The 12,541-nt window shown below is 43.4% G+C and carries 6 protein-coding genes; 4 read left to right on the top strand and 2 right to left on the bottom strand.

The window, feature by feature from the left end; all coding sequences use genetic code 11:
- Positions 1-38 precede the first annotated feature (38 nt).
- Positions 39-2,747: an HTH-type transcriptional regulator MalT gene (gene malT / locus QQK21_RS03305; protein WP_284190773.1), complete on the bottom strand. Its 2,709-nt coding sequence runs from the start codon at positions 2,745-2,747 to the stop codon at positions 39-41.
- Positions 2,748-3,281: 534 nt separating this feature from the next.
- On the opposite strand from malT, the gene QQK21_RS03300 reads away from it, so the two are divergent.
- From QQK21_RS03300 to glgB, 3 genes are all read left to right on the top strand, one after another.
- Complete coding sequence (locus tag QQK21_RS03300) at positions 3,282-5,735, top strand: glycogen/starch/alpha-glucan phosphorylase (protein ID WP_284190772.1); 2,454 nt, start codon at positions 3,282-3,284, stop codon at positions 5,733-5,735.
- An 87-nt stretch (positions 5,736-5,822) separates the two neighbouring features.
- Positions 5,823-8,000: a 4-alpha-glucanotransferase gene (malQ, locus tag QQK21_RS03295; RefSeq protein ID WP_284190771.1), complete on the top strand. Its 2,178-nt coding sequence runs from the start codon at positions 5,823-5,825 to the stop codon at positions 7,998-8,000.
- Between the two features lie 234 nt (positions 8,001-8,234).
- Positions 8,235-10,412 (top strand): 1,4-alpha-glucan branching protein GlgB, encoded by a 2,178-nt coding sequence (glgB, locus tag QQK21_RS03290; RefSeq protein ID WP_284190840.1) that lies wholly within the window; start codon positions 8,235-8,237, stop codon positions 10,410-10,412.
- Between the two features lie 87 nt (positions 10,413-10,499).
- Here the strand turns inward: glgB and QQK21_RS03285 are convergent, their stop codons facing one another.
- A complete protein-coding gene (locus QQK21_RS03285; protein ID WP_284190770.1) occupies positions 10,500-11,774 on the bottom strand; it encodes a dicarboxylate/amino acid:cation symporter in 1,275 nt (424 codons plus the stop codon).
- Positions 11,775-12,321: 547 nt separating this feature from the next.
- Between QQK21_RS03285 and QQK21_RS03280 the strand changes: the two genes are divergently transcribed.
- Entirely contained in the window at positions 12,322-12,522 is a 201-nt protein-coding gene (locus tag QQK21_RS03280) for a hypothetical protein (RefSeq protein WP_284190769.1), read from the top strand.
- Positions 12,523-12,541: the final 19 nt, after the last annotated feature.

Genomic DNA, 12,541 nt, shown 5'->3' with positions numbered 1-12,541 from the left:
CCGAACTCCTCTCGTGACATAAAAAATCAACTCAAGATTTATTGCCCCATTAGTTGAAGTAGGTTTTCCGCTGTTGTGACCGCTTCTTTACGATTGGTAATCGCAAGTTTTTGATAAAGATTGCGAATATGGGTTTTAATCGTTGTCCCAGCAACATCGAGATCTTGGGCAATCTGTTCATTGCTAAACCCTGAATAAATTAAGCCGAGCACTTGCCACTCTCGCTGAGTCAAGGGGCTAGTACGCACTAGTTCGGGTACACTCGGATGGCGGATTAATTGATCAACAAACTCCTCGTCAAAGTGCACCGATCGGCTTCTTTGAGTATTGGAGATTTCCTTGAGTAATTGCAAAGCTCGATGGCGTACGAGCTCGCTCAGTTCATTGCTATTTACCAGCTTATCTAAAACAGAGCTAATACGTGTCCCTTCAACAAGAAAGTTGCCTAGAATCCCTGTTTGGTTGGTGAGTTCTAAAGCTTGTTTCAGCAGTAATTTTGCCTTTTCTTCATCGTGTTGAGTGGTGGCAAGGACAGTTTCAATAATTAAATTGCGATTTTTGTCAGTGACTAAATGATTTATATTTGCCTGTTGCTGTAAAAAGTCCAAGCTATCGGCGGCTTCGTCTAGCAGACCCAAATTTATTTGGGTGCGGGCAATGTTTCTCCATTGAAGCTGGGTAAAGTGGTTACAGGCTTTCTCTGGTCTAGAGGCTGTTTGTAACCAGTGCTGCATAGACTCCTTGTCATTTCGGGCTTGCCAGAACAAAATGAGTGACAATGAAGCGTTGGCAGTCCAGTCGAAGTGGTAGGTAGATTGTTGCAGTAAGTGAATGATATGATCGATAAACTTATTGGCCTTATCAAGCTCGCCTCGGGCAATTGAGATACGAGCCAACATAGAATAACAATGAAGATGTTTGTTTTGGCTGGCATCCCCAAGCACGGTGAGGCCTTTGTAGGAACACTCTTCAGCTTCATCAAGTCGATTCCAGCACCAAAATACTTGTGCGCGAAGACGCAGAAGAAATTCATGCATCGGTACTTGGTGCAATTGGTGCTCTTCTACCAACTTAAACGCATTCTCTTGTACTTCGAATGCGGCTTGTACGTACCCTTGGGCAATAAGTATTTCGCTTTGTTGGAGCATGGCCCATAAAGCTTGATGGTATACCTGATACTGCCTTGCTAACTTTTCTGTTTGTTGCATCATAGGAAGGGCTCGGCTTAGGTGCCCCAAAACATGATTCACTTCACCAATGACGGAAGTGGCGACTATGCGACTTCTATATACGCTGCTGTCGAGTTGTCCGAGGGCTAATTCCGCCAACTCCAACGCTTTTTCTGGCTCATTTTGGTTTATGGCTACCTGAGCTCGTAATGCGTTTAGCTCCCCCATCTGTTTTGTGCTTAATGAGACATTAAACGCTTCCATCTTTTCTTTGGCAACAGACAATAAATCACCGACATCATTATATCTATGCTGGCTTTGGGCTAGCCAAGCTTGAAGCATGAATAACTTGGGTTCACTGTATAGCAGCTCAGGAGTTAGACTCTCAATGGCATCTTCTAATGTTTGAAGCTCACCACGATTAAACATGTCCCAGCCATATTGGCATACTATTTCAGCTGTGAGTATCAAGTTACTGGCTTTTTGAATGTGATAGAGAGCTTGATGGGGAGACGATAATTTTAACCATGCTTGCGCGGCAGCTTGGTGGAGATCTTCCTCTTGGTGAGGGATAAGAGCTGCCCTTTGATGAGTCAGGAACTCTGCAAATAAGTTGTGAAAACGAAACCAGTTTTGCTCACCTTCCAAAGGGTGTATAAACAAACCATAGCGATTAAGAGACTCAATAATATTTAAAGCATCTTTTCTCTGCGTGAGTTCACACGCTAAAACATCATTAAAATGGTCTAGAACAGAGCACTGCAATAAGAATTGGCGGGTCTCTGAGTCGAGTTGTTCGAACACTTCTTCAACCAAATAATCCCATAAGTGACTGTGGTTAAATTGCGTGTATGACTCGAGTGATTGGGCTAAGCTCTTGTGTTGGTGCTGGGCTTGTAAGGCGATAAGCTGCAAAGCGGAAGGCCAACCCTCTACATAATCACGTAAATGACTCACCGTCGTATTATCGATTTTACCTGACACTCTAGAGCTAAAAAAGCGAGTGGTTTCCTCACAGTCAAAAGCAAGAGATTCATGATCGACTTCTATCATCAGATCGCGTACTCGTAAGTTGGCCGTACCTAGGGGAGGAGTCGCTCGGCTGGTGACAACCAAAGTGAGATTGTCGGGTATATGTTTAATAAAAAAGCGCAGGGACTCGTGGATATCGTTGTTTGAGATGAGGTGATAATCATCAAGGACAAGGTAACATTGATGATGGCAATGCACGAGTTCAGCACAAATTTGGCTAAACAGTGAATCAAGGGAAGAAAATTGTCTTTTTTCGGCTAACTTTTGTGAGGTAGAGCATGCGTTATGCGTCGTTTTGTTTAGCGCTCTTAGCAAGTAATTCACAAATCGAAAAGTGTCGTTATCACTCTCATCAATGTTATACCAGCCAACATTGGGCTTATCCGCTAACCATTGTGACGCCATGGTTGTTTTTCCGTATCCCGCAGGTGAGCGAAATAGTATCAATTTATAACAAGGTGCATTTTGCAGTAAATCGAGTACTCGCGGACGAATAATTGAATGGTGTAAACGACCCGGCCGGGTTAGCTTAGAAGGAATCCACATCTTTTTCCCCTCATCTCCGATAGCCCAAATAAGGAATTTAGCGTTGGAGAATATCTGATAGTGATATGGATGTTACTTGAGAACTAAAGTGGCAGTTATTGATCAGGCATCAAATTTTTGTACATTTCACATTTTGACCGCTTCTACGCCCTAAAACTGAGATGTAAATCACCGTGTGTTGGTTCAAATAAAGTGCTGAGCGTCATGCTCTGCACCTATTTTGATGAGAATTACTTTCTAGAATCAATCAATGTGTGATCAGATATGCATATTAATTAATTTGTTAGAATTTTGGCATCTGTCAGTTTCAAACAGAGATTATGGTTAAACACGTCGTGTGATGTGATCTCTGTCACCACAGCCTTGATTAACGTCAATGTATTTGAGAGTTAGATCACTGAGGTTATGAGTAGAAGTATTCTACGCCCTGAAAGCTCCTCCTAAAAGCTAACCAAATTGGGAGGATGTTTCTGTTATTGCGTCATTGCACGATACCACCTAAATGGATTAAACCCGACAAGTGAGATTTCTCTAATGAAACCGACTCAACAGAAAAATTTTGATACGGCAGCATTTAAGCAAAGCGTTAGGAAGCATTTAACCTCAACTTATGCCACTACCGAAGAAAAAGCGGGCAACCGAGCATGGTATTTGGCGATGGGAAGCGCGTTGGCTGAGCTGACGACTTTCGACATGCTTCAAACTGAGCAAGACAGCAGAATTAGCAATGCGAAAAGCGTCAACTATTTATCTCTAGAGTTTCTTATTGGTCGTTTAACCGGAAATAATTTAATTAGCCTTGGTCTCTACGAGCAAATTGGTCAAGCCATGACGGAACTTGGGCAGAATATCACGGATCTCCTTGAACAAGAGCGTGACCCATCACTTGGAAATGGTGGCTTGGGGCGTTTAGCTGCGTGTTTTATGGATTCTTTGGCGGCGCAAGAGTTTCCGACCGTTGGTTACGGCCTTCATTATGAGTATGGGTTATTCAAACAATCTTTTGTTGATGGGCATCAGCAGGAGGCTCCTGATGAATGGCGTTGTATTGAGGGGTATCCATGGGAGATTGCCCGTCCTGAGCTTGCACAAGAGATTGGCTTTTATGGGCATGTTGAGGTTTATCGAGAAGAGGGCAAAGAAAAGCGGCGTTGGGTGCCGAGTATGTCAGTTAAAGCTATGCCATGGGATTTACCTATAGTGGGTTACCAATCTGATACGGTATATCCATTGCGTTTATGGGAGTGTCGGGCCATCGCGCCATTTTCACTGGCGAGCTTTAACAATGGCGACTACTTTGAAGCACAGCACGCTTTGATCGATGCCGGTAATATCACTAAAGTACTGTATCCCAATGACAATCATGAGAAAGGCAAAACGCTGCGTCTTATGCAGCAATACTTCCACTCTGCGGCCTCAGTGAGAGATATTTTACGTCGTCATGAAGAGGCTGGACACACTTTAGCGTCTCTACCTAAATACGAGACTATCCAATTAAACGATACTCATCCAACCATTGCGATTCCTGAATTGATGCGTATCTTAATTGATGAGAAAGGTTTAGCTTGGGATGATGCCTGGGCGATCAGTTCACAAACCTTTGCTTACACCAATCATACTTTACTTCCCGAAGCGCTGGAAACGTGGAGCGAATCATTGATTCAACGATTACTGCCGCGTCATATGGAAATCATCTATCACATTAACCATTTGTTTTTAAATGAGGTACGCCGAAAATGGCCAGGGGATGTGGCGAAACAACAGAAGCTATCCATTATTGAGGAAGGTTTCCACCGCATGGTGAGAATGGCCAATTTGAGCGTTATTGGCTCTTATGCGGTGAATGGTGTTGCGGCCCTTCACTCTGAGTTGGTCAAGCGTGATTTGTTTCCTGAGTTTGATGAGCTGTATCCATCGAAGCTTCAGAATGTCACCAATGGTATCACCCCTCGGCGGTGGTTGAAGTTCTGTAATCCTGCTTTATCAGATCTTATTTCAAGCAAAATAGGCAATGAATGGCCCGCACATTTAGAGCAGCTAGAACAAATTGCTCAGTATGCCGATGACGAGCAGTTTCAAAAGCAATTTATGGCGGTTAAGAAGCATAACAAGCAACGTCTTGCTCATTGGGTAAAGGAGAATTTGGATATTGAGCTTGATACCAACGCCATTTTCGATGTGCAGATAAAGCGCTTACATGAGTATAAGAGACAGCACCTAAACATGCTGCATATCTTGTCTCTTTATCACAGATTACTCAATGATCCTGACTTTGATATGGTGCCGCGTGTCGTGTTCTTCGCCGCTAAAGCCGCTCCCGGTTACCATTTAGCGAAAGATATAATATTCGCGATCAATAAAATTGCCGATAAGATTAACCACGATCCGAGAATTGGTAATAAGTTAAAGGTGGTATTTATTCCTGACTACCGAGTGAGTATGGCCGAAATTATTATTCCTGCAGCCGATATTTCTGAGCAAATATCAACAGCGGGCAAAGAAGCTTCTGGAACCGGAAATATGAAAATGGCGCTCAATGGGGCGTTGACAATAGGTACGATGGACGGAGCGAATGTTGAAATTCGGGAAGAGGTTGGGGATGAGAATATTTATATTTTTGGTCTTGAAGTTGATGAAGTCGAAAGGTTAAAGGGACAAGGCTATAACCCATTCGATTTTTATCATGCTGATCCTCTGCTGAAAGCGTCGCTAGACCTTTTACTTGGCGATGAATTTACACCAGATGAGCCTGAAAAGTTACGAGCGACCTATGACAGTTTGTTGGATGGAGGCGATCCCTATCTGTGCCTTGCTGACTTTGCTTCATACGTACAAGCGCATCAGGATATGGATAGACAATACCGTGATTCTTCTGGTTGGGCTAGAAAAGCAATACTTAATACTGCATTGGTTGGCAAATTTAGCTCTGATCGTTCTATCAGAGACTACGTCAATAATATTTGGCAATTGGAAGCGGTTAAGCGCTAGTTATTCTTATTTAAGCCAAGTCTGTATGGTCTTGGCTCACTAGTCACAGCTCAATACATGGAAGGTTGGGAGTTTTGGGAGATAGCGATGACACACAAAAATGCATTAAAACAAGTCGCTGAAATGGCAAATATTGCCACGAGTTATGTCAGTGCATGGGGAGAAGAAGTCGAAGTTGAGGAGCAAACCGTTCGAGAGATACTGACATCCTTAGGTTACGATACCGCGTCAGATGAAAAATTAGTCAGCTCAGCGCAAAAAAAGCATAAGAAGGAGATACTTGACCCTGTGCTGGTTGTTCACGATAGTGAGCCTGTTTATGTGAACATGAACTTGGGATTGAGTGCTCGCGAAAGTGAGTTCAGTTGGCGTCTTGAGACAGAGCAAGGGAAAATACTTGAGGGTTATCTGCAGTCACAAATTGTACGTGATGAACGAAAGTTTGGTGGGCCTTTGATATTCGAATTGCCCAGTGGTTTAGAGTGGGGCTATCACAAACTCACAATGATTCGTAAACGCCGTAAGTCTCCTTATACAATGCAGTTAATTGTGACCCCAAAATCGTGCTTTAAGCAACAAGATATCGAAAACGGCAAAAAAATGTGGGGACCTAGTGTGCAGCTTTATACGCTTCGCACTCAGCACAATTGGGGTATAGGTGACTTTGGGGACTTGAAACAATTGGTGTCTGACATTGCATCAAGAGGGGGTGATTTTGTTGGACTAAACCCGATTCATGCGTTGTTTCCTGCTAACCCTGAAGCCGCAAGTCCATATAGCCCTTCCTCACGACGCTGGCTAAACATTATGTATATTGATGTTAGTTCAGTTGCCGAGTTTTCTCTGTGTATTGAGGCTCAGCAAACAGTGGGCAGTGCTGAGTTTCAACAGCGCCTTCAGAAAGTGCGAGATGCGCATTGGGTAAATTACACTGAAGTGGCTAAGCTGAAGCTCAGCGTTTTGCCACTGCTTTATCGCGAATTCAAAATGCGCCATCTTGATAAAGGCACTGAGAGGGCAGACGCATTTTTAGCCTTTGTTGAACAAGGTGGTGATAGCTTGTTACATCAAGCTGCTTTTGATGCACTGCATACTCGTTTATGCAATGGGGACTCCGAAGTTTGGGGCTGGCCCGCTTTTCCACAGGAGCTTCGCAGCTTTGACAGCAAGGCGGTTGAACACTTTATTGCTGAAAATATCGATCAAGTACATATGTACATGTATTTGCAGTGGGTTGCTGACATACAAATTGGTGAAGCTCAGGAACTCGCTGATGAGAAAGGAATGTCGGTGGGTTTATATCGTGATTTAGCGGTGGGTGTCGCGAACTCTGGTGCTGAAACATGGGCGGATAAGGGGAATCTAGTGATGGATGTCAGCATTGGGGCGCCACCCGATGTGTTGGGACCTTTGGGACAAAACTGGGGCTTACCTCCGTTTAACCCACAAACACTCAAATCCACGGGTTATGAAGCTTACATTAAACTCCTGCAAGCCAATATGAAGCATTGTGGTGCCTTGCGTATTGACCATGTGCTTGGACTGTTGCGTCTGTGGTGGATTCCAAAACAAAAAAAGGCGACTCAAGGGGCATACCTCTACTATCCGGTTGAGGATATGTTATCGATTTTGGCCCTTGAATCTCATCGGCATCAGTGTAGTGTCATCGGTGAAGATTTAGGCACAGTGCCAGATGAAATCGTTGAACTATTGGCTGACGCAGGTGTTCATTCTTACAAAGTGTTTTTCTTTGAAACATCGAAAGAAGATGGCGGGTATCTTTCCCCTTCTCACTACACCCAGCAGTCCATGGCGGCTCTATGTACCCATGACATGCCAACATTACGTGGCTTCTGGCACTGTGATGATCTTAAGATGGGTCAGGAACTGGGTTTGTATCCCGATGAACATCAGTTGCAAAATTTGTTTAGTGATCGACTCAAGAGCAAGCAAGGGATTCTTGATTCGGTCGCATGGCATGGTTATTTGCCTGAGGGAGTTGGTCATGATGCCCAATATGTTCCTATGGATTCCTATCTTGCTGAAGGCTTGCAACAGCATGTCGCGGCAGGTTCGTCGGCTTTGCTGAGCGTTCAGTTAGAAGATTGGTTAGAAATGGATAAGCCAGTCAATATTCCAGGTACGGTCGATGAATATCCGAATTGGCGGCGCAAACTGTCGATGAATCTTGATGATATTTTTGCTAGAGAAGGGGTGAATCGAATCACCACCAAGTTGACCCAAGAGCGAGCTAAAGCCAGTTAGGTATTGGTTGAATTATCATCGATAGAGATTTAGATATAACCCTAAATCACACTTTGAGCTTAAAAAGAAGCCCGCATTTTGAGCGGGCTTACATGGATAAAACGAGAGGTTGTCTCGTTTCAAAGACAAACTCAAAATAGAGTGTTTCGGCCTCGTTATTTGCGTGAATCCACATGTTGAATTGATCAGTTGCCGGCACAGTTAGGCTAGGGAGAAAATTTCTTGAAAACGGTAATGCGAGATAAAAATAACGCTATGTACAATCAACTCTCGAGCGCATCTTGCGCAGATCCTTTTTCATTCTTAGGTCCTTATCAGGCAACGACACGAGATGCATTGCGAGTTTGGATGCCAGGTGCAGATAAGGTTGAGCTGATTATTGAAGGAGAAAGTCGCCATGTGTTAAAGCGAGAAGGGGCATCCGGTTTTGTGCTTCGTCAACAACGCGACTTGAGTCAAACCCATTATAAACTCGCGGTGACATGGCAGAATCAAGAGCAAATTCTTGATGATCCGTATCAATACCATGCGATATACGCAGACTATGAGGACTTACATACGCCCAAACGCATGTATCACCACATGGGCGCCCAGTTTGTGACCTTAAAACGTGCTGATAAAGATATCAAAGGAATACGATTTCTTGTTTATGCACCCCACGCATCGGCGTGTAGCGTGGTTGGAGAATTCAATCAATGGGATGGTCGTCGTACGCCCATGCAAAGGCTAGATTACGGTATATGGGGTATTTTTATTCCAGACTTAGAAGAAGGCATAAAATACAAGTTTGAACTCAAAGGACCAGATGGAAAGGGATTACCACATAAGGCAGATCCTTGGGGGGCGTACGCTGAGCAGTACCCTTCATTTGCTTCATTGACATACGATCATAACCGATATTGCTGGCAAGACTGGCAGTGGAAGAATCGGCCTGTTACTCAAAAAACAAAGCAAGCGTTATCTTTTTATGAACTGCATCTGGGCTCTTGGCGTCGAAATGAAAATGGTCAGTTTCTTGGCTACCGAGAGCTAGCTGCGCAGCTTATTCCTTACGTAAAAGATATGGGTTATAGCCATATTGAGCTTATGCCAGTCTCTGAGCATCCATTCTATGGTTCTTGGGGCTATCAGCCAGTTGGATTGTTTGCACCAACGAGTCGATTTGGGTCACCGGATGATTTTAAGTACTTCGTTGAACAGTGTCATTTAGCGGGCATTGGTGTAGTGATTGATTGGGTGCCTGCCCACTTTCCTTCGGATGATCATGGTCTGGCAAACTTTGACGGTACACCTTTATTTCATGATCCCGATCCTCGTCGTGGTTGGCACCAAGACTGGAACTCATACATTTATGATTTAGGGCGTGAACATGTGCGCCGTTTTCTCGTTGCAAACGCTCTGTATTGGTTTGAGCAGTTCCATATTGATGGCATTCGTGTTGATGCCGTAGCCTCCATGTTGTATCTCGATTATTCACGCAGCCATGATCAGTGGCTCCCAAATGTGGATGGGGGAAATGAAAACTACGATGCCATTGCAACCTTAAAATGGCTGAATGAAGAAATCTATCTTCATTTTCCTAATGCAATGACCATTGCTGAAGAATCGACCGCTTTTCCTGGTGTTTCGGCTCCGACGTTTTTAGGTGGGTTAGGTTTTGGCTTCAAGTGGAATATGGGTTGGATGCATGATTCATTGTCCTACATGAAAGAAGATCCTGTGCATCGCCAATACCACCATAACACCATCACTTTTCCTATGGTTTATGCCCACAGTGAGAATTATATTTTGTCTTTATCTCATGATGAAGTTGTGTATGGTAAAGGTGCAATCCATAGCAAGATGCCGGGAGATGAATGGCAGCAAACGGCTAATCTTAGGGCATACTTAGGTTATATGTATGCTCAACCGGGTAAAAAGCTAAATTTTATGGGCACAGAGATAGGCCAAACAGCAGAGTGGAATCATGAGGATCAATTGCAGTGGTTTTTACTTAAGTTTGAACGCCATCAAGGTATCCAATCGTTAACTCGTGATCTTAATAGACTCTATGCGTCTCAGCCTGCTTTATATGAACTTGATTGTGAACCACGTGGTTTCGAGTGGCGGCTGCAAGACGCTGCGCAAGCGTCTATTTTGGCACATGAACGTTTGAGTGATAATGGCGAGCGTATTTTGGTAGTCACCAACTTTACCCCTGTCCCACATGACAATTTTCGTTTAGGTGTTCCATTTAGTGGTGAATATCAATTGTTACTCAATACAGATGACAGACGGTATGCGGGCAGTGGTTATCAGGTGCCGAGCACGATTATGTCAACGTATGTTGAGAGTGAAGGACAGCCTCAGTCTCTATCGATGCGTATCCCGCCACTGGCAAGTGTATTTTATAAGTTAAAACGCGCTGGCTGATATAAAAAGTAAACGCCCAATAACGTTAAGTTAATGGGCGTTAGGACACGAATTCAAGGTGTCATGTGAATTGAATGGCAACCTTTATTAGCTGTTCACCTGAGCGTGTTTGTGTTCCGGCTCGGTGTGCCTTCTACTCCAGCGATCGACAACCATTGCGCCAATTAAATCACCTTGGACGTTTACCGCTGTCCTAAAGGTATCAAGTGGTCTTTCGATGATAAGAAGAATAGCAATTGCTTCAAGAGGTATCCCCGCGGCTAAAAGAACTAATTGCATTCCAGACATCGAACCTGATGGCATTCCCGGGGCTCCCACCGATGATACCATGGCCATAAGGAAAATCATTACGATAGCGCCAGTTGAGAGATCAATCCCAAATAGCTGAGCGAGGAAGACCGCAGCGACACCTTCAAATAGGGCTGTGCCATCCATATTCATCACAGCTCCCATCGGCAATACCAGACTGCTAGTTGAATCGGATACGCCGAGCTTTTCTTTGGCGGTTTGCAGGCTAAGAGGTAAGGTAGCAGAGCTTGAAGAAGTCGCTAAAGCCATCGACATTGGGGCTGAAATCGCTTTAAACAGCGAAATTGGCGATGTACCTGTTGCCAGTTTTGCAATCACAGGCAGTACCACCAAGCTATGTATCATAGTGAGGCCAAACACCAATAGACCAAATTCAAACAGCTGGCTGAATAGAGCGCTGTCTGACTCAATCGTCAATTCAAAAACAATGGCAAATACAGCAAATGGAGCTAGGCGAATAATCCCACTAACAAGAGTCGATATGCTTTGGTTTATACCTTTGACAACCTCAAAGACTGGATGAGAATTGTCGAGAGTTGCAAGCAAGGCTATAGCAATCAGGATTGAAAAGGTCACGATGGCAAGTAGATTGCCGCCAGATAACGCTGCGATAGGATTCATTAACGCCATGGAAAGCAACTTATTCAAAATGCTCACGCCTTGAGCAGAAGAGTCGTCAATCAGGGTCACACTATCAGCGGGCGGCGGCGCTGAGGTTAGTGGTGTCCATTCTGGCATCATAAGAGCAGCGCCAAGACCAATACAAATAGCGACAGTTGTCGTGATTAGGTAGTAAACGACAGCAACAGAACCGATCTGCTTTAGTCTTACTAAGCTGCCGATGTTGCTAATACCTTCTATTAGGCTAAACATGACCATGATGCCAACAATAGCCTTTAGTAGCCCTAGATAAATAAGTTTAATGAGTGAAAGTGGTTCACTTAGCGCTAGCAAGGTGTGTTTTTCAACGGGCAATAGTTGAGTTGCAGCCCAAGCAAATAATGCAGCAATAACAATTTGGGTCGTTAATGATTGTTTTAAAAAGGCTCCCATGCCTTGTTCCTTGTATCTATGGTTAGTGCTACCTAACAGTAGGCAATGATAAATAAGAGGCGAAGAGTAAAATAAAAAGCATCTAGTTGAAACTAGCTTTTTGTTACATAGCCAAAGATAAAGTTATAAAAACGTACTCAGCTACCCAGATTAATCTGTTGTGGTTAAACCTGTAATTATTTTTTGTATTTCATCGCTGTATTTTGGCTATCTATCTATTTATGAGCCTTTCAGCCACTATTGTTAAAACTGATGAAAATCCTATCTATTCCTTACTCCCCCTAGTCTTTAGCGTTCTGATGATTCGGTATTAACCTGTTGATTTTAACAAAATTGACATTTTTAAAAGGAAGAAAAAACTTCCTCTAAAGTTAGAAAATTCCCATCTAAAGGTCGTTTTTATACTTACAAATAGTGTTTTTATAAAGTTTTATTACACTTTTATTTCACTTAGCGTTACTTTTTCTGTGGTTATTTTGCGTGTTAAAAAAACCAATATAAATAACTTTACTAATAAAATGGTATGCATACGTTAAGGATATATATTATGAAATTCAATAAGCTTAGTATACTCATCGGTGTCGCTTTGCTCCCGTCATGGAACGTACTAGCGGATACAATAGAGCAAACATTAACTTTCTCTCCTGATAATTGTGCGCCAGGCTGGTATTGCCAATATAAAGCAAGCCCTAGTGATCAAGATGGAGAAGTGGACCCCAATGGTTGGACACATAAACTAATTCCTTAAGTGGTTGATCCAGCTTATG

Source organism: Vibrio zhanjiangensis, from assembly GCF_030161235.1.
Classification (GTDB): Bacteria; Pseudomonadota; Gammaproteobacteria; order Enterobacterales; family Vibrionaceae; genus Vibrio; species Vibrio zhanjiangensis.
Note: the sequence above shows the minus strand (reverse complement) of the source record. Positions and strands in the feature narration are given on the sequence as shown.

Excerpts from the sequence above, each read along its gene's own strand:
- QQK21_RS03300 (WP_284190772.1), top strand. The coding sequence starts at position 3,282 with ATGAAACCGACTCAACAGAAAAATTTTGATACGGCAGCATTTAAGCAA.
- QQK21_RS03285 (WP_284190770.1), bottom strand. The coding sequence starts at position 11,774 with ATGGGAGCCTTTTTAAAACAATCATTAACGACCCAAATTGTTATTGCT.
- QQK21_RS03280 (WP_284190769.1), top strand. The coding sequence starts at position 12,322 with ATGAAATTCAATAAGCTTAGTATACTCATCGGTGTCGCTTTGCTCCCG.
- glgB (WP_284190840.1), top strand. The coding sequence starts at position 8,235 with ATGCGAGATAAAAATAACGCTATGTACAATCAACTCTCGAGCGCATCT.
- malQ (WP_284190771.1), top strand. The coding sequence starts at position 5,823 with ATGACACACAAAAATGCATTAAAACAAGTCGCTGAAATGGCAAATATT.
- malT (WP_284190773.1), bottom strand. The coding sequence starts at position 2,747 with ATGTGGATTCCTTCTAAGCTAACCCGGCCGGGTCGTTTACACCATTCA.